This is a genomic window from Hymenobacter canadensis, assembly GCF_027359925.1.
GTDB classification, from domain to species: Bacteria; Bacteroidota; Bacteroidia; order Cytophagales; family Hymenobacteraceae; genus Hymenobacter; species Hymenobacter canadensis.
This window is the reverse complement of sequence record NZ_CP114767.1, coordinates 2,702,627-2,726,164: the sequence shown is the minus strand read 5'-3', so window position 1 is coordinate 2,726,164 and position 23,538 is coordinate 2,702,627. Positions and strand designations below refer to the sequence as shown.

Annotated in this window: 21 protein-coding genes and 1 riboswitch; of the genes, 7 read left to right on the top strand and 14 right to left on the bottom strand. The window is 62.7% G+C overall.

The features are described from left to right. Positions 1-85: 85 nt before the first annotated feature. Positions 86-1,135: a recombinase RecA gene (gene recA, locus O3303_RS11655; protein ID WP_269561905.1), complete on the bottom strand. Its 1,050-nt coding sequence runs from the start codon at positions 1,133-1,135 to the stop codon at positions 86-88. A gap of 330 nt (positions 1,136-1,465) precedes the next feature. On the opposite strand from recA, the gene O3303_RS11650 reads away from it, so the two are divergent. Further along, on the top strand, positions 1,466-2,581 hold the full coding sequence (locus tag O3303_RS11650) for a lipid A deacylase (RefSeq protein ID WP_491546672.1): 1,116 nt from the start codon (positions 1,466-1,468) through the stop codon (positions 2,579-2,581). 16 nt (positions 2,582-2,597) lie between these two features. Here the strand turns inward: O3303_RS11650 and O3303_RS11645 are convergent, their stop codons facing one another. The 9 genes from O3303_RS11645 to guaB all read right to left on the bottom strand — a co-directional run bounded on the left by O3303_RS11645 (position 2,598) and on the right by guaB (position 13,765). Then, positions 2,598-3,155 carry a GNAT family N-acetyltransferase gene (locus tag O3303_RS11645; protein WP_269558586.1) on the bottom strand — a complete coding sequence of 186 codons (558 nt, stop codon included), beginning with the start codon at positions 3,153-3,155 and terminating at the stop codon, positions 2,598-2,600. 145 nt (positions 3,156-3,300) lie between these two features. Then, positions 3,301-3,741 carry a hypothetical protein gene (locus O3303_RS11640; RefSeq protein ID WP_269558585.1) on the bottom strand — a complete coding sequence of 147 codons (441 nt, stop codon included), beginning with the start codon at positions 3,739-3,741 and terminating at the stop codon, positions 3,301-3,303. A gap of 131 nt (positions 3,742-3,872) precedes the next feature. Next, positions 3,873-4,844 (bottom strand): AAA family ATPase, encoded by a 972-nt coding sequence (locus tag O3303_RS11635; protein ID WP_269558584.1) that lies wholly within the window; start codon positions 4,842-4,844, stop codon positions 3,873-3,875. A gap of 120 nt (positions 4,845-4,964) precedes the next feature. Then, positions 4,965-6,353 (bottom strand): peptidylprolyl isomerase, encoded by a 1,389-nt coding sequence (locus O3303_RS11630; RefSeq protein ID WP_269558583.1) that lies wholly within the window; start codon positions 6,351-6,353, stop codon positions 4,965-4,967. Positions 6,354-6,642: 289 nt separating this feature from the next. Beyond that, entirely contained in the window at positions 6,643-8,955 is a 2,313-nt protein-coding gene (locus O3303_RS11625; protein ID WP_269558582.1) for a peptidylprolyl isomerase, read from the bottom strand. Positions 8,956-9,196: 241 nt separating this feature from the next. Beyond that, positions 9,197-9,613, bottom strand: a complete 417-nt coding sequence (locus tag O3303_RS11620; protein ID WP_269558581.1) for an ATP-binding protein — start codon at positions 9,611-9,613, stop codon at positions 9,197-9,199. Between the two features lie 28 nt (positions 9,614-9,641). Then, positions 9,642-9,971 (bottom strand): STAS domain-containing protein, encoded by a 330-nt coding sequence (locus O3303_RS11615; RefSeq protein WP_269558580.1) that lies wholly within the window; start codon positions 9,969-9,971, stop codon positions 9,642-9,644. A gap of 14 nt (positions 9,972-9,985) precedes the next feature. Continuing rightward, positions 9,986-12,070 (bottom strand): PP2C family protein-serine/threonine phosphatase, encoded by a 2,085-nt coding sequence (locus O3303_RS11610; RefSeq protein ID WP_269558579.1) that lies wholly within the window; start codon positions 12,068-12,070, stop codon positions 9,986-9,988. A gap of 222 nt (positions 12,071-12,292) precedes the next feature. Beyond that, complete coding sequence (gene guaB / locus O3303_RS11605) at positions 12,293-13,765, bottom strand: IMP dehydrogenase (protein ID WP_269558578.1); 1,473 nt, start codon at positions 13,763-13,765, stop codon at positions 12,293-12,295. 282 nt (positions 13,766-14,047) lie between these two features. Between guaB and O3303_RS11600 the strand changes: the two genes are divergently transcribed. Beyond that, on the top strand, positions 14,048-14,893 hold the full coding sequence (locus O3303_RS11600; protein ID WP_269558577.1) for an oxidoreductase: 846 nt from the start codon (positions 14,048-14,050) through the stop codon (positions 14,891-14,893). Between the two features lie 198 nt (positions 14,894-15,091). Then, positions 15,092-15,931, top strand: a complete 840-nt coding sequence (locus O3303_RS11595) for an FRG domain-containing protein (protein ID WP_269558576.1) — start codon at positions 15,092-15,094, stop codon at positions 15,929-15,931. A 44-nt stretch (positions 15,932-15,975) separates the two neighbouring features. Here O3303_RS11595 and O3303_RS11590 read toward each other — a convergent pair whose 3' ends face one another. The 3 genes from O3303_RS11590 to O3303_RS11580 form a co-directional block, all read right to left on the bottom strand. Beyond that, positions 15,976-16,770 (bottom strand): DUF2490 domain-containing protein, encoded by a 795-nt coding sequence (locus O3303_RS11590; RefSeq protein WP_269558575.1) that lies wholly within the window; start codon positions 16,768-16,770, stop codon positions 15,976-15,978. Between the two features lie 98 nt (positions 16,771-16,868). Beyond that, on the bottom strand, positions 16,869-19,508 hold the full coding sequence (gene hrpB / locus O3303_RS11585) for an ATP-dependent helicase HrpB (protein WP_269558574.1): 2,640 nt from the start codon (positions 19,506-19,508) through the stop codon (positions 16,869-16,871). Positions 19,509-19,624: 116 nt separating this feature from the next. Continuing rightward, positions 19,625-19,948, bottom strand: a complete 324-nt coding sequence (locus O3303_RS11580) for a rhodanese-like domain-containing protein (protein ID WP_269558573.1) — start codon at positions 19,946-19,948, stop codon at positions 19,625-19,627. 117 nt (positions 19,949-20,065) lie between these two features. On the opposite strand from O3303_RS11580, the gene pnuC reads away from it, so the two are divergent. The 4 genes from pnuC (at position 20,066) to O3303_RS11560 (ending at position 22,757) form a co-directional block, all read left to right on the top strand. After that, the gene (pnuC, locus tag O3303_RS11575; protein WP_269558572.1) at positions 20,066-20,692 is read left to right on the top strand and encodes a nicotinamide riboside transporter PnuC; all 627 of its coding nucleotides are present in this window, start codon (positions 20,066-20,068) and stop codon (positions 20,690-20,692) included. A gap of 86 nt (positions 20,693-20,778) precedes the next feature. Beyond that, positions 20,779-21,312 (top strand): ATP-binding protein, encoded by a 534-nt coding sequence (locus O3303_RS11570; protein WP_269558571.1) that lies wholly within the window; start codon positions 20,779-20,781, stop codon positions 21,310-21,312. Positions 21,313-21,462: 150 nt separating this feature from the next. After that, entirely contained in the window at positions 21,463-22,338 is an 876-nt protein-coding gene (locus O3303_RS11565) for an aldose 1-epimerase family protein (protein WP_269558570.1), read from the top strand. 2 nt (positions 22,339-22,340) lie between these two features. Beyond that, positions 22,341-22,757 (top strand): GNAT family N-acetyltransferase, encoded by a 417-nt coding sequence (locus tag O3303_RS11560; protein ID WP_269558569.1) that lies wholly within the window; start codon positions 22,341-22,343, stop codon positions 22,755-22,757. A 152-nt stretch (positions 22,758-22,909) separates the two neighbouring features. On the opposite strand, the gene O3303_RS11555 is transcribed toward O3303_RS11560, so the two are convergent. After that, complete coding sequence (locus O3303_RS11555; protein WP_044016194.1) at positions 22,910-23,155, bottom strand: hypothetical protein; 246 nt, start codon at positions 23,153-23,155, stop codon at positions 22,910-22,912. A gap of 264 nt (positions 23,156-23,419) precedes the next feature. After that, positions 23,420-23,526, top strand: a riboswitch (TPP riboswitch). The last annotated feature ends 12 nt before the right edge of the window (positions 23,527-23,538 follow it).

Genomic DNA, 23,538 nt, shown 5'->3' with positions numbered 1-23,538 from the left:
TCCCGTTGGCAGACTATACGACGCCGGGCACGAAAAAGCCTTCCCGGCGTACCGGGAAGGCTTTCAGGCAAGAGGCAACGGAAGGCTACAGCGCCTCGTCGGCGTCGTCGTCCTCGTCGGTGGAGCGGTCTTCCGGAATGGCAGCCAGTGCAGCTTCCGGCTCGCCTTTTACCAGGGCCCGGATCTGGGCCTCGATCTTGTCGGCCAGCTCAGGGTTATCCTGCAGGATGGTTTTTACGCCTTCACGGCCTTGGCCGAGCCGGTCGCCGTTGTAGCTGAACCACGAGCCCGACTTGGCAATAATGCCCATGTCAACACCCAGGTCCAGGATTTCGCCCACCTTGGAAATGCCTTCGTTGTAGATGATGTCGAACTCGACCACTTTGAAAGGTGGAGCTACTTTGTTTTTCACCACCTTCACCTTGGTGCGGTTGCCGGTCACGTTGTCCTTGTCCTCCTTGATCTGGCCGATGCGGCGGATATCGAGGCGCACGGAAGCGTAGAACTTGAGGGCGTTACCACCGGTCGTGGTTTCGGGCGAGCCGAACATCACGCCGATTTTTTCGCGCAACTGGTTGATGAAGATGCAGCAGCAGCCGGTTTTGTTGATGGTGCCGGTGAGCTTGCGCAGGGCCTGGCTCATGAGGCGGGCGTGCAGACCCACTTTCGAGTCGCCCATGTCGCCTTCCAGCTCGCCTTTCGGCACCAGCGCGGCCACGGAGTCAATAACGATAATGTCGATGGCACCGCTGGAAATCAGCTGATCGGCAATTTCCAGGGCCTGCTCGCCGTTGTCGGGCTGGGCAATGAGCAGGTTTTCGGTGTCGATGCCGAGCTTCTTGGCATACAAAGGGTCGAAGGCGTGCTCGGCGTCGATGAAGGCCGCTACGCCGCCGCGCTTCTGGGCTTCGGCGATGCAGTGCATCGTGAGCGTGGTCTTACCCGACGACTCAGGACCGTAGATTTCAACGACACGGCCTTTGGGCAGGCCGCCTACTCCCAGCGCAATGTCGAGGCCCAGCGAACCGGTGCTGATGACTTCGACGTCCATCACCTTGTTGTCGCTGAGTTTCATGACCGTGCCTTTGCCGTACGCCTTGTCGAGCTTGTCCAGCGTGAGCTGAAGCGCCTTCATTTTCTCGGCGTTAGCGTTGCTGAGGTTGGTGGGCTTGCTGGTTTTTTCAGCCTTCTCCGCTTTCTCAGCCTTGTCAGTGGTGGTTGCAGCCATTAGAATGGGTTGTTAGGAAATGCTTAGGTTTGGTGAATGTAGGCGTTTTCGGTGGGTCGCGCAAACCCTTGTGAGGCTTCGGGAAACCAGATTACCGGCTGTTTTCGGGCCGGCTAGTGGTAACGCAGTCCGCCTATATTTTGTGCCCGCAATGCTAAAAAAATTCGTTGAATCTGACCCGAACTTTCTGTGCTAAAATATTTGGCAAAACTACGACTTTCTACCACATTGATACTGATGCTGGTAGGCGTGCTGCTTTTGCCGCACTCAACGCACGCGCAGCTGGACAACCGGGCTTTTTTGCATCCGCTGCCGGTGGGGCCGCAGTATACGCGCCAGCTGCGGCTGGATGTGCAGGCGTTTCTGTTCAATAAAGACAACGAGTATTTCAACAAGATTGAGCCCGGTCGCACCTACTTCGGGGCGCAACTGCTGCCGCGGCTGGTATATTTCCCGAGTGCCAACCTGCGGGTGGAAGCCGGCATTTTTCTGTGGAAGGACTACGGCACGCCCCGCTTCCAACAGGTGCGGCCCTTGCTGACGGTGAAGTACCAGAACGGGCCGCACAGCATCCTGTTCGGCAACATTGAAGGCAACCTGCACCATGGCTACATCGAGCCGATGCTAGATTTCGAGCGGGTGATGACCAACCGTTTGGAGGAAGGGCTGCAGTATAAGCTGCAGAAGCCGCGCCTGAACCTGGATGCTTGGGTGGACTGGCAGCGGCAGCAGTACCGGTTCAGCAACTTCCAGGAGGAAGTGGCGGGCGGGCTGGTCGTGGAGCAGACTGTGCTCGGCGACTCCAGCGGCTGGTGGCTGCGGGTGCCGTTTCAGTTCACGGGCACGCACCGCGGTGGCCAGATCGATACCGTGGACACGCCACTCCAGACGCTGTTCAACCTGGCCAGCGGCGTGCGGGCGCGTAAGCCGCTGGCGTCGCGGTTCTTTCACGCCGTGCACGCCGACCTCTACGCCACCTATTTCCACGACTATTCCTTCACGTACCAGCTGCCTTACAAGCGGGGCACGGGCCTGTACCTGAATGCGGGCGTAGACACGCGCCTGTCCAACGTGCAGGTGGCGTATTGGCGCGGCAACGGCTACATCTCGCCGTTGGGCGGCCTGCTGTACCGTTCCATCTCCAATTCCGTCAGCGACCCGCAGTACCTGGAAAAAGACCGCCAGCTGCTGATTGCGCGTTTTCTGAAGGACTACCGGCTGCCTGGCAACCTGATTATGACCACCCGTTTCGAGCCGATCTATGACCTCAACAACGGCGGGCTGGACTTCTCCTTCGCGCTCTATTTCAACTTCAACCAGAGCTTCCTGCTGACCACTGTGCGCGGCGAATAGGCCGTTGGAGCGCGGTTTACGCCCGGTCCAGGCGGTAGTGCACGATGTCGGAGGCACCGCGTAGGCTCCAGAGGCGCCGGCGGGCCACTACGGGCCGAAAGCCGGCGTGCTCGGCCACGGCCATGCTGCGCGGGTTGTTGGCGCGGCAGCGCAGCGTGAGACTCTGGGCCTGCACCGGCATCTCAAACCCGAACTGCACGATGGCGCCGAGGGCCTCGCGGGCGTAGCCGTTGCCCTCGGCGGCCCCGGCCAGATAATACCCGATTTCGGCACTCACCGGCGCACTCCAGGACGGCCGCAGACTGATGTCGCCGAGATAGGTGCCAGCGGCCGTGTGCCAGATGCCAAACACGTACAGCCGGCCCTGCTGCCAGTCCTGGGCAAACTGCCGGAGCACCCGGCCGGCATCGGGTAGGGCCTGCACGGCGGCCAGGCGCGCCGGAAAGGCATTCTGCAGCCGGGTGCGATTGTGATGCAGCACCGCAAAAAAGTCGGCCTCGTCGGTGGGCTGATAGGGGCGGAGCGTGAGGCGGGCCGTGTGGCGGGAGGTGGTAGGCGGAGCGGCGGGCGGCACGGCAGCGGCGGATATGGTTGGGGCAAGGTTACCGCGCCTGCTTACGTACAGGCGGGAAGCAAGAACAAAAAAAGAGCTTGCCGCAGGCAAGCTCTTTTCGTTTTCATCGTCCACAAAATCCGTGTAACCCGAGTAAAATCCGTGATTAACCTTTCTGCAGCTCGGCGCCGATACCGGACTTGCGCTGGTTAGGGCTGCCCAGCGCCTGCTGGTTGCGCATTACGTTCACTTGGCGGGCGGCTTCGTTGAAATACTCCAGGCGCCGGATCAGCATTTCCTTGGTCAGCACGCGGCCTTCGGGCGTGCGCATGCTGGAGCGCTGGTCATCGAGCAGGCGGCGCATGATGGCGTCGGTTTCGGCTTGCTGAGCTACAAATTGGGTCTGGAATTCCTGTACGCGGGCCAAACCTTCAGTAGTGAGGCGGTACTGCGCGCCGCCTTGGTTCAGCACCTCGCACAGCACGTAGATTTCGAGCGGCAACGACGTTTCGAGGGCCGTAGTGCGCAGGTTGAGGCCTGCCTGCAGGGCATCAAGCAGAATATCGAGGTTGCGCTCAAACTGCTGGTAGTAGCCGGGGACTTCCATGGTAGGTACTTAGAGAGTTTGTCATTCCGAGTCTGCCGGGGAATCTCGCCAGTGCAGTATGCGCTTTTTTGATTGGCACACTAGCGAGATTCCCTGGCAAGCTCGGAATGACGTTCTGGGTTAAATGCTGCTTACAACAACTCTTTAATGATCTGCTCGACGGTGACACCTTCGGCTTCGGCCTTGAAGTTGCGCACCAAGCGGTGGCGCAGAATGGGCAGAGCCACGGCTTTTACGTCCTCAATATCGGGCGAGTATTTGCCGTTGAGCAGGGCGTTGCACTTGGCGCCCACAATCAGGTGCTGCGAGGCGCGCGGGCCGGCACCCCATTCCAGCAGCTGGCTGGCGCGGGCGGCGCCCCGGTCGGTGTTGGGGCGGGTTTTGTGCACGAGACTCACGGCGTACTCCACCACGTTATCGGCTACGGGCACGCGGCGCACCAAGTGCTGAAACGCCTGAATCTCGTCGGCGTGCAGGATCTTGTTCACCGTGGGCTTGGTGTCGGAAGTGGTGTTCTTAACGATCTGCAGCTCGGCCTCGTAGCTCGGGTAGCCCAGCTCGATGTTGAACATGAAGCGGTCCAGCTGAGCCTCCGGGAGCGGGTAGGTGCCTTCCTGCTCGATGGGGTTCTGGGTGGCCAGCACGAAAAACGGGCGCTCCAGCGGGTAGCGCTTGCCGGCTACCGTCACGGCGTACTCCTGCATAGCTTCCAGCAGCGCCGCCTGCGTTTTGGGCGGCGTCCGGTTGATTTCGTCGGCCAGCACGATGTTGGCGAAGATAGGGCCGGGTACAAACTGGAAGTCGCGCTGCTGGGTGAGCGTCTCGGAGCCGACGATGTCGGAAGGCATTAGGTCGGGCGTGAACTGCACCCGATTGAAGGACAGATCCAGCGAGTCGGCAATGGTCTGGATGAGCAGGGTCTTGGCCAGGCCCGGCACGCCCACCAGCAGGCAGTGGCCCTGCGAAAACACGGCTGTTAGCACCAGCTGCACTACTTCGTCCTGCCCGATAATGACTTTGCCGATTTCCTGGCGCAACACCTGATACGCCCGGGCCAGCGCGTCGGCGGCTTCTTTGTCAGAAGAGAATTTTGTAACAGACATGCAGTCAGAGACGGAAGAAGTACGGCGTAGATGCGCGAATACGGAAGCCAGAACTAGCCTTTATTCGAAAACTGCCGGCCCCGCAGCCAAAGCCCGGGTACCGGCAGCTACTCTTCTACGCTAATTGGTCGCGTCCAGCAGGTTGCAGCCGGAATATTGCGGGTCCACTTCGATGTAGACGCTGCCGCGGTTTTCACGGAACCAGCCGTCCAGGGCTTTGTTTTTCTTCTCGCTCAGGGCCGCCTGCGACAGTTTCTGGTAGTCGTCCTTGAAGTTGGCCTGGTGCGGCGCCGTGTTCGACTTCAGCCAGATGATGCGCACCGCGTCCTTGCCGTCGTCGGTGCGGTAGGGCATGGGCGGCGTGATATTGCCCACCTTCATCGTGTCGATGGTGAAGAAGATGGCCGGGTCCAGCTTATCGAGGGGCAGGTAGCTGCTGCCGTCTTCGCGGTTGGACAGCAGGCCACCGTTGGCGCCGCTGGTTTTGTCGTCGGAGTTGTCTTTGGCGGCTTTGGCGAAGGTGAGGCTGTCGGCCAGGATGCGGCGGCGGAGCTTGGTCAGGTCCAGGGCGGCCTCGTTGGCGTCGGTGGTGCCGGTGGCGGGCTTGAGCAGGATATGGCGCGAGCTGAACTGCTCGCCTTTGCGCTCAATCAGCTGAATCAGGTGAAAGCCGAACTGCGACTCCACTACCGGCGACAAACCGCCCGGCTCCAGGCGCAGAGCCGCGGCCTCGTACTCGGGCACCAACTCCTTGCGCTTGAAGAAGCCGAGGTAGCCGCCCTGCGCCCCCGAGCCGGGGTCTTCGGAATACTTCTTGGCTAGCTCCTCGAAACTTTCGCCGGCCAGAATGCGGGCGCGCAGCTCATTGAGCTTGGCCTGGGTGGCCTGCTTCGCCGACGAGTTGATTTTGGCGTACTTGATGATCTGGCCCACTTCCACCTCAGTGGAGTAGTAGGGCAGGCTGTCCTTGGGAATACGACTGAAATACTGGCGCACCTCGCGCGGCGTCACGGTCACTTTGCCCGAAATCTGCTCCTGCATCTTCTGCTGCGTGAGCTGCTCGCGCACCTGCGGGCGCAGGTCTTCCTTGAGCTGCTTGATGGGTTTGTTGTAGTACTCTTCCAGCTTCTTCTCCGAGCCGATCTGCTGGGCGAAGTAGTTCATGCGGCGGTCCAACTCGCTTTTCACCTGGGCATCTTCCACCACCACGGAGTCGGTTTCAGCTTTGGCCAGCAGCAGCTTGTTGAGGGCCAGGCTCTGCATAATGCGGCACTGCAGGTCAGGCGGCAGCGGCTTGCCTTCGGCCCGCGCCACTTCCTGGGCATAGATGGCCTCCAGGTCGGAGCGCAATACAATCTGGTTGTCAATCTTGGCGATGATGCCGTCAACTACCTGGCGGCCAGCGGGCCGGCCGATGCCGAGCTGGGCAAAACCCGAGGTGATGGTGCCGGCCAGTAGCACGGCGGTCAGCAGAACAGCCCGCTTGGGCAAAGAAAAGAACTGAATCATGGAAGCATCAATAGGTGTGGCCAGAGCGCAAGCCCGGGCCCCGGTAGTTGGCTGAACGCACAAAACCGCCGGTAAATTTCAACATAAATCCCTTCTCCGGCAAAAACTGCCTTCGCTGGCCGGGCTACAGCCTACAGAGCCGCAAACGGGGCGGGAAGTTGCACGCGCTTGGCTGTGGCCCGGACTTCAGTCCGGAGCCCTACTGAATAGGATAGCCAGCGCAATACACAAGGGCTCCGGACTGAAGTCCGGGCCACAAAAAAAGCCCGGCCGGGGCCGGGCTTTTTCCTTATTTCGTTACCAGCTTGTCTACTTCGGCCTGGTTGATCTGGACCGGATTCTTGGCTTTTAGCTGGGCTATCCACTCTTTCTCCAGGTAGTTCTGGTAGTCGGAAGTAGCCTGGCCGCGGGCTTCGGCCAGCGTTTTGGGGCCGGCGGGCAGCACCTTGTCAATCATAACAGTGTAGAAGCGGCCGTCTTTCTGCACGTCGTAGGAGCCGGGGCCGCGGGCCGTCAGCTCGTCTACCACCTTGTTGTCGCCTTTGGCAAAGGCCTTCTGCGTGATTTGCACCGACAGCGGGTTTTGCGCGTTCAGCTGCTCTTCCAGCGCTGTGACGCTAGTGCTGGACATCATCTGCAGCGTGGCAATATCGGTGGAAGGCTTGGCCTGGGCCACCTGCCGGATGCGGCTGGCTTCCACGCCTTTCTCGGTGAGATAGGTGGCCACAGCGGCGGCGCGGCGGCGGGCCATGCCAGCGGCTTCGCCTTTGCGGGCGCGGCCGGTCAGGGTCACGCTCAGGCTGTTGTCGCCCTGCAGCACGCTCACCAGCCGGTCGAGGTTGAGCTTGGCGCCTTTTAGCAGCTTATCGGTGCCGGGCGTGTAGCCGGCGGGCTGCAGCGTGAGGCGCGTCAGCTCGTAGCGGCCGGCTTTGAGCTGCTGCTTGGCTTTGGCCAGCAGCTCCGGCGAGGCCGCGCTGATAACTGTGCCCTGCGCACGGGCATCCCACTGGTATTTACTTTGGTTTTCGGTGAAAAACTTCTGCAGGCCCACGGTGTCCTCAATGGCCTTGCTCCACACTTTCTCGTCCATGAGCTGGAACAGCAGAATGCCGTCGCGGTACTCTTTCACGAGCATGCGGTAGTCTTCGTACTTGAACTCCAGGTTGTCGCGCTCGTAGTTGGTCAGGCTCTGCTCCACGTACTGGTCGTAGAGCTGCTGGGTCACGAAGCGGGGCTCGGCACCGGGGCGCGGGCGCTGGTTCTGCTGGGCGTAGGTCAGGAAGTCGGCGGCCGTGTAGGGCTTGCCTTTGATGCTGAAAAGCGTCTGGGCGTCGCCTTCCATCTTTTTGCTGGCTTTGCCGGTGGCAGCCGGGGCGGCCGGTGCCGTGTACTTGAACCGGCCGTTTACCAGCGCGGTATCGGTTTTACCCAGCACATAATCTTTGGCGGCCTGGTTTTCCACGAACTGGTTTTCCTGGCGGACACGCTTGAGGAAAGCAGTTTTGTTGAGCTCCGAGCGGGAGTCTTTGGCCACTTTGCTTTTCAACGACGGCTCCATGGCCTCAAACGTGGGCACCGGCTGCTTTTCAATCAGCTTGATGATGTGCCAGCCGTAGGGCGTCTGTACCGGCTTCGACAGCTCGCCGGGCGTGCCCATCTTGAAGGCCACTTCCTCGAAGCTCGGAATCATGCGGCCCGTGCCGAAAGGCGGCAGCTCGCCGCCGTTGGCGGCCGAGCCGGCATCTTCCGAAAACTGCGCTACCAGCTTCTCCCAGGGCTCTTTGCGCTGGGCGAGGCGGCTATACAGCTCGTCGATTTTCTTTTTGGCCGTCACCGAGTCGGCTTTGGGCATGCCGGGCGTGGAGCGAATCATGAGGTGGGCCACCTTGATTTCTCCCTGCGCCGGCCGGATGTCGTTCACCTTGATCAGGTGGTAGCCGAAGCGGGTGCGCACTGGCTGCGACACCTGGCCCACGGCCGTTTTGAACGCGGCTGACTCGAACGGATACACCATCTGCATGGCCGTGAAGTAGCCCAGCTTGCCGCCGTTTTCGCGGGCCGAGGGGTCTTCGCTCACTTCACGGGCTACCTGCTCGAAGTTCTCGCCGCCGCTCACGCGCTGGCGCAGCGCTACAATCTTTTGATAGGCAGCCAGCGTGTCCTTGGGCTCGGCATCGGGGGCGAGGCGTAGCAGGATATGTGAGGCGTTGATTTCCTTGCCCATCCGCTCGTAGGCTTCGCGCACCAGCTGGTCGGTCACGCTTTTCTCGGTGAGGTAGGGCTGGGCCAGCTGCTGCTTGTAGCCGTCCAGCTCGCGCTTGAAGGCCTGAGTGGTGTCGAGGCCGCGCTGTTCGGCCTCCAGCACTTTCAGCTTGAAGTTGGTGTACAGATCCAAGTACTCCTGGACGCTGGGCCGGGTGCCGTACTCGGGGGCAGTACCGTTGTTTTTGCGGTACACGTAGGCAAATTCCCCGGCGGGTACCGGCGTGGTGCCCAGCGTTTCGATAACGGGTTGCTTGGAAGCGGTGGTAGGCTTGGTGGCCTGGCACGCGGCCAGTAGCCCGACGGCAGCGGTGCCGGCGTACAAAATGCGTTTGTGCATACGAGATAGTAGAAACTGCAATACGCGGCAAATGCTGCCGGCGAGGCGGAACCTGGCAATCTGCCTGTTGCAATTTTACGGATTTTTTTCGGGGGAAAGCAGTTTCCCGGCCAACGATGCCCGGTCTGGCCATACGGCGGGCAAGGGCGCCGGTAGCACAAACGCCTCCTTCGCTGCGGGCAGCAAGGGAGGCGCTTCAAAATCAGAGAGTAAGCAGGGCGGCGCGCCTTAGCGGGCCTGGCTAAATAGCTATTCGCTTGTAGAGCCGACACACGTTGCGGCTGCCGCTGGTCGTGAATTCCACCCGGTCCATGATGCGGTTGACCAGCGTCATGCCCATGCCGCCCTTTTTGCCCTGCCGGATGAACTCCTGCAGGTCGGGCTCGTGGTAGCTGGCCGGCTTGTAAGAATGCGTGGCCTGGTCGAGTATCTCGATGCCAAACATCTCGCCCTTTACCTCCACCGCCAGATCCAGGTGCTGCGACTCGTCTTCCGCGTTGCCGTGGATGATCAGGTTGGCTACCACTTCGTCTACGGCCAGGATAATCTGGTTGAGCTGTAGATCGGCCAGGTGATAGGCAGCGAGGTAATCCGTCACGAAGTCACGAACAACCTTGAGGTTGTTGCGGCTACAGCTGATACGGAGGGCGTTTTTCATCCTGCGGGCCTATCGGAATAGAGGCGGTTTAAACGGCCGTGGCTTCGGCTTCTGAGGGCACGATGGTCATCAGCGCATCCAGACCCAGAATCTCGAATACGTTGTGCACTTTGTCCTGCATGTTGAAGAACACCAGCTTCACACCAGCATCCTGAAACTGCTGCAGGTGGGAGATAAACACGCCCAAACCGGCCGAAGAGATATAATTCAGCTTCTGGCAGTCAATCAAAACCTTCTGAAACTGGAGCGTTTCGGGCTTGGCCAGCTCAGTATCCAACAAAACAGAAGAACTGGCATCCAGTTCGCCGTCCAGACTCAGGGTGAGGGTAGTTGCGGAAGAGTGTTGGGTTATTTTCATAAATCCGGCTTACGTCAGTTGTGGGAACCAGGTTGGGCGGCTTTGAACTTCACCACCAGCAGGGTCTGGTCGTCGTGCATGGGCTGGCCGTGGCTGAACTCGGCCAGATCCGTGAGAATCTGTTCTTTGATGGCGTCGGCATCCAGGAAATAGGTCTGTTCCAGCATCTGCTGCAGACGTTCTTCGCCGTATTCATCCTGCGCCGCATTGCGGGCCTCCACGATGCCGTCGGTGTAAATCACCATCACGTCGCCGGGGTTGTAGTCGTAAAACTGGTTCTTGATGTGCTTCTCGTACGACTCGTTGCGAATGATGCCCAGGCCCAGACCGGCCGTCTGGAAGTACGACACCTCCTCCTTGATGGAGTGATAGTAGAGCGTGTGGCAGTGGCCGGCGCGCGCAAACATAAAGCCACCGTTCTCATAGTCGATGATGTAGAGCGAGGCCGTGATGAACGCCGACTTTTCCAGGCAGCGGGCCAGCGCGTGGTTGGCCTGGGCCATGAACTTGCTGGGCAGCGGAAACTTGTCGCGCTCGGAGCGGGCCAGCGGATTTTCCTGCATCAGGGCATGGAAAATGCCTTTCATCTGGGCCACGTGGAAGGCGGCCGTTACGCCCTTGCCGCTCACGTCGCCGATGAGGATGGCCAGGCGGCGGCCCGGCAGATGCAGGAAGTCGTAGAAGTCGCCGCCCACTTCCTTGGCCGATTCGGCGTAGGAGCTGATGGCAAACCAGCTGTCGATGGGCAGATTTTTCGGAATCAGGCTGTCCTGCACAAGTGAGGCAATCTTGAGCTCCTCCTGCACCCGCTGGTTTTCCAGCGACACGTTCATCAGGCGCAGGTTTTCGATGCTGAGCACCGTCTGGCTGGCGAAGGTCTGCAGGATGCTCAGGTTCTCGCGGTCGAAGCCCTGCCGGCCCTTCTTGAGCATATAAATGGCTCCGTAACGGCGCTTGGCCGAGCGCAGCGGCATCACAATCAGTGAGCCGTAGGGCAAGGCAAGGCTGCGGAAGCCGTTAGAGTTGGGCAGGTCGTTGTTGAGGTACTCAATCAGATGCAGGTTGTATTCCTGTAGCAGCGCATACACCTGCGCCATCTGCTCGGGGGCAATCTGGAAGCTTTGTGCCACCTGCGGGCGTTGCTCCTCGTTGTCCAGCATAATCCAGGCAGCGTCGGCATCCACGGTCTGCACGGCCGAGTCGAGCAGCATGCGGTGGATTTCGTCTTCGCTCTGGCCTTTCTGAATCAGCTGCGTGAGGCGCTGCAGACTCAGGATTTCCTCGCGCTTCTGCTCGAATACGCCCGCCGTGGGCAGGTTGAACAGCGTCACCAGCAACCCCATCAGGGCATAGAAGGTGGAGAAGAATACGGTGAGCAGCAGGAAGGCGTGCTGTGGGGCCGGGGCCACCAGCTTGGGGTCCTGGGCAATGCGCAGAAAGTACGACACAAACACGGCCATCGAGAGCAGCATGGCTACCTGCAGCAGCACGGCTTCCCATTTCTGGCGGCGGTTGAGGTAGGCCACCCACTGCTGGTTGCCGCTCAGGTACACGCCAAACGCGCCCAGAGTCCCGATAACAATGTAGTCAATCGGGTGTGGTGGCACCCAGTCGAAGAGCCGGAACAGCAGGGTAGCGCCCAGCAGTATTTCAAACCACACCCACTCGCGCTGAATGCGGGTGCTGGACCGAAACAGCACCAGGCTGCGCCAGGAGTAATTGGTTTTGGCCAGAAAGAACACGAACAACCCCAGGTTGATGGTGTAGATCAGGGCGAACAGCGTGCGGTCGTTGGTGGGAAGCTGGTACTGGATGACGCGCTCCAGCAGGTGCAGCCCCACGCACAAAGTAGCCAGCAGGCCCGGGCCCAGCACCAGCCGCCGCAGCAGGCCCACGAAGTCGTTGCCACGCAGGGGTTCGGGTAGCTCGCGCTGGTGCATGAACATGCCCGCCGCAAAGGCGGCCTGCGTTACCAGCGTCACCCATTCCGGCCACGGCCCACCCAGCCAGCTGGCGGCCTGGCCCTGCGTGTTGCTGAGGGTGCTGAGCAGCAACAGCACCCAACTGAAAATGGTCAGCGGGTACAGGGTGGATTGCAAGCGGTGGCGAAAGGGCATAGAGGCGGAATAGTGTCCCCCGTAATCCGCGGAATCAGTAAGACGCGGGGGCAAAACGGACCGCTAAGATAAGACGGCTTTTCTAGGTGGGAAATAGCAGCTTCAATAAGCAGAAAGGCCAGGAGGCCGGTCGGAGCGCTACGGTTGAGCTTGCCTCCGGCCCGGCTTCCTGGCCTTTTCCTCGGGTGAGAATCGCGCCCGGCCCTATTTGCTGCTGTAGTTGGGCGCTTCCTGTGTGATCTGCACATCGTGCGGGTGCGACTCGCGCAGGCCGGCTCCGGTGATGCGCACGAAGCGGGCCGTCTGCAGGGCCTCCACGGTAGCGGCGCCACAGTAGCCCATGCCGGCACGCAGGCCGCCCGCCAGCTGAAATAGCACTTCCGCCGCCAGGCCCTTGTAGGGCACGCGGCCCACAATACCTTCGGGCACCAGCTTCTTCACATCGTCTTCGGCATCCTGGAAGTAGCGGTCCTTGGAACCGTCTTCCATGGCTTCCACCGAGCCCATGCCGCGGTAGCTCTTGAACTTGCGGCCTTCAAATAAGGTCACTTCGCCTGGCGCTTCCTCGGTGCCGGCCAGCAGCGAGCCTACCATGATGGTGGAGGCACCGGCGGCCAGCGCCTTCACAATGTCGCCGGAGAACTTGATGCCGCCGTCGGCAATCAGCGGGACGCCGGTGCCTTCGAGGCCACGGGCTGCCTCCAGCACCGCCGACAGCTGTGGCACGCCAATACCGGCAATAATGCGGGTGGTGCAGATCGAGCCGGGGCCCACGCCCACCTTCACGGCGTCGGCGCCGGCATCAGCCAGGGCGCGGGCGCCTTCGGCGGTGGCCACGTTGCCGGCTATTACTTCCAGGTTGGGATACTGCTGCTTGAGGTTGCGCACGGCGTCGAGCACGCCTTTGCTGTGGCCGTGGGCGGTGTCTACGCTCACCACGTCCACGCCGGCCTCCACGAGGGCAGCCACGCGGTCCAGCAGGTCGGGTGTCACGCCCACGGCGGCCCCCACGCGCAGGCGGCCCAGTTCATCTTTGCAGGCGTTGGGCGTGCGGCGGCGCTTGCGGATATCCTTATAAGTGATGAGGCCCACTAGGCGGCCTTCGGGGTCCACTACCGGCAGCTTCTCCACTTTGGAGTCCTGCAGAATGTCCTCGGCGTCGGCCAGCTCGGTGCCGGCTTTGGCCGTCACGAGGGGCGCGGCCGTCATTACGGCCGTTACGGGGCGGCTCATATCCTTCTCGAAGCGCAGGTCGCGGTTGGTGAGGATGCCTTTTAGGCGGTTTTGCGCGTCCACAATCGGAATACCGCCGATGTTGTTGGTGCGCATCAGCTTCTTGGCGTCGGCGAGGGTGGCGGTTTCCTCCAGCGTAAACGGATCGAGGATCATGCCGCTCTCGGAGCGTTTCACGCGGCGCACCAGCTCGGCCTGCGCCCGGATGCTCATGTTCTTGTGGATGATGCCGATGCCGCCTTCCTGGGCCATGGCAATGGCCATTTCGGCTTCGGTCACGGTGTCCATGGCCGCCGAAACGAAGGGCAGTTTGAGCCGGATGTTGCGGGTGAGCTGGGCGCTCGGGTCGGCGTCGCGGGGCAGTACTTCCGAATAATCGGGAAGTAGCAGGACGTCGTCGTAGGTCAGCGCCTCGAAGGCAATTTTGGCAGCGTAGTCGGCCATGGCAACAAGAAGGTTAGGTGGTGCTTGTTGCCGGACAAAGCTACGGCGGAAAGTTGGGTTCTGTATTATGCAATGATTGTATTTGTGATCAGGCCGCAAAAGATCGACGCCGCCTATGGCACCCGCCCACAAGGCCCGCCCATGAAAAGCCGCGCCGCCGCTGTCGGTTCTGCCGGGCCAGGCTACCATCATTGAAAACCTGCGCTGCCATTCGGGAGTTATACCTCCCAAGCCGCCCGCACAAGGGCTGGCACGTTCATCATCCCTTTCGAAAAAAAATCCATGTCAACCACCAAAAACTGGTTTATTACCGGCGTCAGCACCGGATTTGGCGCCTCGCTGGCCGAGCTGCTGCTGGCTAAAGGCGACAAAGTAGCGGCCACTTTCCGCAAGCAGGAACAAGCCGACGCCTTCACGAAGAAAGCCGGCGAAAATGGCCACGGCTTCGTGGTGGAAGTAACCGACGAAGCCCAGGTGAAGCAGGGCGTGCAGGACGCCATTGCGCGCTTCGGCCACCTCGATGTCATTGTGAATAATGCCGGCTACGGCTCGCTGGGCAGCATCGAGGAGATTGACGCCGCCGAAGTACACCGTCAGTTCGACGTAAACGTATTCGGCCCGCTGCACGTGCTGCGGGCCGTGCTGCCCCACCTGCGCGAGCGGAAAAGCGGCCACGTGCTCAACATCACCAGCATCGGCGGCCTGAAAACCTTTCCCGGCGTGGGCGTCTACAACGCCAGCAAGTTTGCGTTGGAGGCCATCGGCGAAAGCCTGGCCCAGCAGGTGAAGCCGCTTGGCATCAAGGTCACCAACATCGAGCCCAGCGGCTTCCGCACGGAGTGGGCGGGCAGCTCGGCCACCTTCGCCGACACCCAGATTGAGGACTACCGTGCCACCGTGGGCGAAAACCTGAAAGGCATCCAGAGCTACAGCGGCCGCCAGCCCGGCGACCCCGACCGCGCCGCCCAGATCATGTACGACCTCGTGCGCCAGGAAAACCCACCGCTGCACCTGCCCCTCGGTAAGGCGGCCGTGAAAGGCGCACGCGAGAAGTTCACGGCCCTGATTGAAGAGCTGGCTGCCGTAGCCGAAACCGGCGACTCGGCCGACTTCCCGGCCGGCGAGTAAGGCATCTGACAGAAAACGCCTGTCATCCTGAGCTTGCGAAGGATCTTATTGCAGTTGAACGGGTCGTTATGGCGGCCGTCGTTTGGTTGGCATAAGCTCCTTAGCAAGCTCAGGATGACAGGCGTCTTTCGTTAGGAGCCCGGCCTGCCGTGCTTATCTTGCCCGGGCCTGCCATCTTCCGCCTCAATCCCTGCCGCCGTGCCCCACACCTCCAACGATGTCGAAGTAACTTCCTGGGCTGATTTGCAGCAGGCGCTGTTTCAGGAAACCTGGGACGGCCGCATCGGGCGGTTCCGCTCGCCGTTTGTGTACCGCGGGCTGCGCACCCAAAGCTGGCCCCTGACCACCAGCCTGCAGCGCCTCGGCGGCGAGTACCAGTTGCTGGAAAACCATCTGCTGCGCAACTTCCGCAAATACGCCCGCGACTCGGCGCTGCCCGGTGCTTCGGTGTGGAACTGGCTGGCGCTGGCCCAGCACCACGGCCTGCCCACGCGCCTGCTCGACTGGACCTACTCGCCCTACGTGGCTCTGCACTTCGCCACCGACGACCTGGAGGCCTACGACCAGCCGGGGGTAATCTGGGCCATCAACTACGTGAAAACGGCCGAGTTTCTGCCACCCAGCCTGCGCGAAGCTCTGCGCAATGAAGGCTCCAACGTGTTTACGCCCGAGCTGCTGGAGCCGCTCTGCACCAACCTGCGCGAGCTGGAGCTACTGCAGCGGGAGCCGTTTCTGCTGTTTCTGGAGCCGCCTTCGCTGGATGCGCGCATCGTGCACCAGTACGCGCTGTTTTCGCTAATCAATACGGCGCAGGACACGCTGCACGGCTGGCTGGAGCAGCATCCGGAGCTGTATTTTCGCATCATCATTCCGGCCCAGCTGAAATGGGAAATCCGCGACAAGCTCGACCAGGCCGGCATTACGGAGCGGGTGCTGTTTCCGGGCCTCGGGGGCCTGAGCCGCTGGCTGCACCGCCACTACACGCCCACGCCCGGCCAAACCGCCCAGGACCTGCTCGACGACCAGATACCTGGGTGAGAACCTGGGCGGCGTTGCGCGCTGAAACGTGGCTGGCCTTAGCCTTACAGCGCTGAGGCCAGCGCCAGGCCGCGCCGTAAGTCGGGCTGGAAGCTGAGGGCCAGCTGCAACGTATGGTTGTAGCGCAGCGCATAGCCGGCCGCCGGCTGCACCATCTGATGCTGGTAGCCAGCCTCCACTGCCACGGCTTTCGTGAGCTGATAGCCCAGCGCCAGATACGCTCGGTTCTGCTCGAAGAAATTGCGGCCGGCACTGGCCCCGAAGCCCAGAAAAAGCTCGTCGGCTCCCGCCAGATAGGGCGTGCCCGGCTCCAGCTTGCCCTTGTTGCCGAGGGGCACAAGCAGCCGCAGCTGGTAGCGCATGCGGTTCAGGTAGGTGGCCTGCGCGTCGCCGGGGCGGCGCACCCAGCGCTGCTCCAGGCGGTAGCGGTGTTGGGTGTGCACCCGGCCGGAGTCTTCGCGCAGCAGCACCTGCTGGTAGAGGCGGTGCTCGGGCAGCGGGCTGGCTGAGGCGTAGTCGTTGTAGAAGTAGGACGAGGCACGGGCGTAGCCGGCCGTGAGCTGCAAAGCCGGCGCTACGTGGTAGTTGACGCCGATGCGGGCCAGCTGCTGCGGCTGGTAAGCGTCTTTGGCGCGGCGCAGCTGCCCGTCAAGATGCAGGCCCCAGCGCTGGCTGAGGCGGGCGTCGCTGAGAAACGTGAGCCACGTGTTGGCGCCGGCAGGGGCGGCAATGGGGGATGAAACGGGGCGCTGGGCGTAGCCGGCCGTACCTGCTGCCAGGGTCAGGGCCAGCACCGCCAGCATCTGCTTCCAGGACAGGACAGGTAGAAGTGAGGTCATAAACCCATATTACCGAATTATTACGCTTGTTACGCCAATGTTACCAACTATATTTTTGCAACTGCAAGTATCTGTCTGAAAGATGAATGGCTTATCGACTACTGATTCGCCTCAAACCGCTTTTTGGTGAGTTTGGTCGGGACGTGCTCCATGGGTTTGTCGGGCCAGGGATGCTTGGGGTAGCGGCCCTTCAGGTCTTTGCGCACCTCGAAATAGCCCTTCTCCCAGAAGCTGCGCAGGTCGCGGGTGACCTGGGCGGGGCGGCCGCCGGGCGAGAGCAGGTGCAGCAGCAGCGGCACCCGGCCCCCGGCCACGGTGGGCGTTTCGATGAGGCCAAACAGCTCCTGCAGCTTCACGGCCAGCACTGGCGTGGTGGGGTCGGCGTAGTCGAGGGCGACGTGCGAACCGCTGGGTACTTCCAGGTGGGCAGGGGCGAGGCGGTCCAGCTCCTGACGCTGGGCCCAGCCGCCGGGCAGGCGCTGCAGCAGCAGTTCCGGCCAGTCGAGGCGGCTTACGTCGTTCAGGCTTTTCAGACCCGTTATGTGCGGGGCCAGCCACTCTTCCAGTTCCGCCGTCAATACTTCGTCCGACACCGCAGGCCAGTTTTCGGGGAAGTGGTGGTGCAGAAACTCCAGCCGCTGCCGCAGCGCCGTGGCGGCCTCGCTCCACGGCAGGCGCGCTACGCCGGCTGTGCGCAGGGCCTCCAGCAGGGCGGCGGCCACCAAGGCCACATCGGGTTGGGGGAGGGCGGCATCAGAGAGCAGCAGCGCGCCCAGGCGGCGCTGGCGGCGGGCCTGCACGCGGCCGGTGGCGGCATCCCAGCGCACTTCGTCAGCTTGTTCAATCTGCTCCGCAAACAGCTCTTCCAGCTCTTGGCGGCTCACGGGCGCGGCCAGGGCGGCGCGCAGTTGGTGCGGTGGCCCATCGAGGTAGGCCACGGCCAGAAACTGGTCGTCGCGGCCGAAATGCTCGGCGGGCAGGGTCACGCGCTGGCCAGTGGCGAGGCGCACCCGGTCCGGCGTTTCGCGCTGGGCCAGGCGGTCGGGGTAGGCCAGGGCCGTGAGCAGGCCGGCCGCGTCGGCATCGGCAGCAGTGGCCACGTCGCGGATACCGGCACGCTGGCGCAGGTTGCGGGCCGCATCCCGGACGCGGTGCAGGGTGTTGTGCTGCACCAGCAGGCCCGGCAGCGGCGCCCGGCCGCTGGCAATGGCCTCAAACCGCAGCCGCAAATCAGGCGGGGTAGGGTGGGCGTCGGCCGCCCGCAGCACGTCACGCTCCGACAGCAGCGCCGCCAGCGCAGCGGCGGCGGGGCCGTGGCCCAGCTCGTGCCCGCGCACCACCAAATGGCCCAGCCGCGGCGCCAGTCCCAGCCGCGCCAGCGCCCGGCCGTGCGGGGTGGGTTTCAGTGGTGGGTTGGTGGATGGTGGATTGGTGGGTTGGGCTGATGATATGGATAGGGGTAATTCGGTGGCATTCCCGCTTACTCCATTTCCATTCGCCCCATCATTAACAACGGCTCCCAGGCGGCGGAGCAGGTCGTGGGCGAGGGCCAGGGCGGGAGCTGGGGGCGCGTCGAGCCAGCGCAGGCTTTGCGGGGCGGCGCCCCAGAGGGCCATCTCCAGGGCCAGGCCGCTGAGGTCGGCGGTGAGGATTTCAGGGGGCAGGTAGGCCGGCAGGGCGTCGTGCTCGGCGGTGGTCCAGAGGCGGTAGCAGGTGCCGGGCCCGAGGCGGCCGGCGCGGCCCCGGCGCTGGTCGGCGGCGGCCTGGCTCACGGGCACGGTTTCGAGGGTGCTGAAGCCGGTGCGGGCCTGGAAGCGCGGCACCCGGGCAAACCCGCCGTCGACCACCACCGTCACGCCCTCAATGGTAAGGCTGGTTTCCGAAATAGCCGTGCTGAGCACGATTTTGCGCTGCCCGGCCGGCACCGGGCGCAGGGCGGCGTCCTGCTCGGAGAGGGGCAGCTCGCCGTGCAGCAGGTGCAGCTGCACGGCCTCGGGCAGGGCGGGCTGCAGCTTGTCGGCCACGCGGCGCAGGTCGGCGAGGCCGGGTAGAAACACCAGTATGTCGCCGGTAGGGTGCTGGCGCAGGGCTTCGCGCACGGCCGTGGGCACCAGCGTGGCCAGCCGCTCGGCGGGGCGGCTGCCGCCAGCCGACGCTTGGCGCGGGCTTAGGTATTGCGTCTCGACGGGAAACAGAAAACCCGCGCTGCTCACCACCGGGGCATGCAGCCAGGCGCCCATTCGCTCGGCTTCCAGCGTGGCGCTCATCACCAGAATGCGCAGCTCGGGCCGCAACACGGCCTGGGCATCAAGGGCCAGCGCCAAACCCAGATCAGCTCGCAGGCTACGCTCGTGAAACTCGTCGAAGATGACAGCCGCCACGCCTTCCAGGGCCGGGTCGTCCTGAATGAGGCGCGTCAGGATGCCTTCAGTGATAACCTCGATGCGGGTGCGGCTGGACACCTTGCTTTCCAGCCGCACGCGGTAGCCCACGGTTTCGCCCACGGGCTCGTGCAGCAGTTTGGCCAAGCGGGTGGCGGCGGCGCGTGCGGCCAGCTGCCGCGGCTCCAGCATCAGAATCTTGCCTCCGTCACGCCAGGCGGCCTCCAGCAGTGCCAGCGGCACCACGGTGGTTTTGCCGGCGCCGGGTGGAGCCTGCAGCACCACCCGCTCGTGCTGGCTGAGCGCTGCAAGCAGGTCGGGCAGGGCTTGGACTATCGGGAGGTCTGGGTATTGCATGATGTTCTGATGGGTTTAGCCCGCAGAGGACGCGGAAGAAAGCGCAGAGGGCGCAGAGGAAGGTGCAGAACGCTCTGCGCCTTCCTCTGCGCCCTCTGCGGGAACCGACGCAAGGGTTAGTACACCGCCACCGACGGGTCCACGCGCGTGCTCCAGGCGTGGATGCCACCGCGCAGGTTCAGCAGGTTGGTTAGCTCGTGGCGGTGCTGCAGGTAGGCCAGGGCCTGCATGGAGCGCACGCCGTGGTGGCAGATGAGCACCACGGGCCGGGTGTCGTCGATTTCGTCGGCGCGGCGGGCCAGCTCGCCCAGCGGAATCAGCACGCTGCCTTCGATGCGGCAGTAGGCGTATTCCTCGGGCTGCCGCACATCCACGAGCTGCAGGTTTTCGCCGTTGGCGAGGCGGGAGTGCAGGTCTTCGGGCGTGAGTTCGGGCAGCATGGCAGCAGAGCAGGTGAGGGGAAAGCGCAAAATTAGTCGGTGGCTGGTTAGCTTTGGCCCCGGCCTTTGCGGGCTGCCCGCCCGAGCCCCTCCCTTCTCACCTGTTACCTGTCACCTTTGACGCAGACGTTGTACGAGTTCTGGACCGCCGCCGCCGGCCCTGGCCCTTTGGAGTGGATTGCGGTGCTCACCGGCTTTGCCTGCGTGTGGCTGGCCGCTCGCGAGTCGTTGTGGAATTTTCCGGTGGCTCTGGTCAGCTGCGCGCTCTACATCGTGGTGTACTACCGCGCCGGCCTCTACTCCGACTCGCTGCTGCAGATCATGTTCATTGCGCTGAGCCTCTACGGCTGGTACGAGTGGCTGTACGGCGGCCGCAGCAAAACCGAGCTGCCGGTGTCGCGCACGCGGCGCTGGGAGTGGCTGGCTACGCTGGCGTTTGTGGGCGTGTTCACGGCCGGCTTCGGCTACTACCTCAGCACCCGCACCGATGCCGCCCTGCCGCACTGGGACAGTTTCACGACGGCCGGCAGCTTGGCGGCGCAGTTTCTGCTGATGCGCAAGCGCCTGGAAAACTGGTGGCTCTGGATTGTGGTCGACCTTATTTACGTGCCCATTCTGTGGTACAAGCAGCTCTACCCCACCAGTGTGCTGTACGCGCTGTACCTGGGGCTGGCCGTGTACGGCTACTGGGAATGGCGGAAGTCGATGAACAAAGAGCAGGTAGCCCTGCGCAATCCGGCCTGAGCGCATGAGCCGTAATTCGCTCTGCTGACGCTATTGTTTGCGCTGCCCTTCCCTGCTTATTCATCGTTACACACTGCTTCCTACCCATGCTGCGCGTAGCCCTCACCGGCCCCGAATCGACGGGCAAAACCACCCTGAGCCGCCAGCTGGCCGCCCACTACCAGACCAGTTGGGCCCCCGAGTATGCCCGGGCATATCTGGAAAAGCGCGGGGCAAACTACCACTACACGCTCGCCGATCTGGAGGATATTGCCCACGGCCAGCTGCGGGCCGAGGCGGAAGCAGAAATCCAAGCCATTCAGCAGGACCGGCCGCTGTTCTTTTGCGACACCGACCTGCTGGTGATAAAAATCTGGTCGGAACACGCATTTGGCCATTGCCCCGAGTGGATTCTGGAGCAGATTGAGGAGCAGCAGTACCATCTGGTGTTGCTGCTTGGCGTGGATTTGCCCTGGGCGCCGGACCCGCTGCGGGAGCATCCGCACCTGCGGCAGCAATTCTACCGCCTCTACCACCACACGCTGCAGGAGCAGCTTTCCCATTTCGCTGAAATCAGCGGCCCGCCATCCCAGCGCTTCGAGCAGGCCTGCTTTCACGTGGATGAGTTGCTGCTGGGCTAGCACAGTAGCGCGAACTTTGCAGTTCGCGTCCCCGCGCCGTCACAACCAGCTGAACGGCGCCGAAACGCGAACTACAAAGTTCGCGCTACAGTATACGCCGTATCACCATTCCACCGCACCGGCTTTGGGCTGATGCGTAGTATGCTTCCTATGACTTATACCCTCGAAAACGAGCTGTGCCGCGTGCAGGTGCAGGCCCACGGCGCCGAGCTGAGCAGCTTCGTGCGCAAAGACCTCGACAACCTGGAATACATCTGGGAGGCCGATCCGGCCGTGTGGGGCCGCCATGCGCCGGTGCTGTTCCCGCTGGTCGGCCGCCTGTCCCAGGACACCTACCAGCACCAGGGCCAGGCCTATCAGCTGCCCCAGCACGGTTTCGCCCGCGACCAGGAGTTCCGGCTGGTGCGCCAGACTGCGGCCGAGCTGGTGCTGGAACTGCGCGCGAATGAGGCCACCCGCGCCGTATTTCCGTTCGGGTTCAGTTTGCAGATTTCGTATCGTCTGGCTGGCTCGCAGCTCACCATCGGCTGGGATGTGCGCAACGTGGGTGCCGCCGAACTGCTGTTCAGCATTGGGGCGCACCCGGCTTTCCGGTGCCCGCTGCTGCCCGGCGAGACGTTCGAGGACTACGAGTTCGTGTTCGACCACCCGGTCAGCTTCGAGCGGTACCTGTTGGACGGTGGCCTGCTCACCGGCCAGACCGAGCCCGTAGTGGAGCAGCAAACCACCCTGCCGCTCAGCTACGAGCTGTTTGCGCAGGATGCGCTGGTGCTGAAACACTTCGACTTCACGCATATCACGCTGCGCAGCCGCCAGTCAGGCCGCGCGGTGCGGGTGCGCTTCGATGGGTTTCCCTACCTCGGCCTCTGGACCAAAGGCCCCGGCGCGCCCTTCGTGTGCATCGAGCCCTGGCATGGCATTGCCAGCAGCGTGGGCACCCCGGGCGAATTGGCCGATAAGGAAGGCATCCTGGCGCTGGAGCCCGGCCAGCAGTTCAGCACGTCCTACAGCATCACGGTGGAGTAAGGATGGCCGCCGAACCCACCATCTGGGCCATTGCGCCCAGCCACACCTACTTGCTGCGCCACGAAGTGCTCTGGCCCGATAAGCCGCTGGACTACGTGAAGCTGGACGAGGACACCGCCGGCTACCACTACGGCGCCTTCTTCGACGACCAGCTGGTAGGAGTTGTTTCGCTGTTCGTGGACGGCGACGAGGCGCGGTTCCGCAAGTTTGCCATGCTGCCGGCCTACCAGCGCCAAGGCATCGGCAGCGCCTTACTGCACTACGTAGTAGCCGAAGCCCGCCGCCTGGGCGCCCGCCGCCTCTGGTGCGACGCCCGCCAGGATAGCGCCGCCTTCTACACCCGCTTCTACCTGCAGCCCGAAGGCACAGTGTTCTACAAAGGCGACATGCCCTACGTGCGAATGGGCATGGAACTGTAGGTGGTAAGTCTAAAAAACAGCAAGGCCGTCGTGCTGAGCTTGTTGAAGCATCAATACCTCTGGCTAAATTCTTTGATTAGCACTGCGGTAGAGCTGCTTCTGCAAGCTTAGCAGGACGGCCTTGTTTTGATGCAATGATCAACCCGTCCGCCTCACACCATCAGCGGTTCGGTGGGGCGCACGGGCGTTTGGGGGCGGCGGTTGTAGTCGGGCTCCCAGTCGTTGATGGGGCGCGTGATGCCGGGGGGCAGGTCCAGGTCGGGCAGGCCGTCGTCGAGCGGCTCGCCGCCCTCGTCGTCGTTGTCGGGGTGGGGCGGACTGGGGAAGCGCCGCCGTGGAATCACGACGAAATAGATGGCTAGGGCCAGAAACAGCAGCAGGTAGACAAGGGGAGTCATGGCTGGGAGAGCTGAAAAACGAACGGGCGGACTCGCTGGGTACCGCCTACTAAGTAACGGGGCGCGCGGGGCGGTTGTTTTAGAAAATGCGGGGATTTTGGCGGGCAATGGTCTTTCTAAGTTAACTGATAATCAATCAAAAGGAAAGCCCCCGCTACGTAGCGCAACCGCTGCAAGCGCCGCCTGCCGCCGCCAGCTGACCTGGCCGAAACGCCGAAACCCCACCGGCGCTGGTGTGAAAACCGAATGCCCGCTTACCTTTGCGCCATAGTTTAGGGGTGCCCCGTACCGGGAGTGGTGCGAGGCTGAGATCATACCCATTGAACCTGTCCGGGTAATGCCGGCGAAGGGAACAAACGATCCGCGAGCGACAAGCCGAAGGC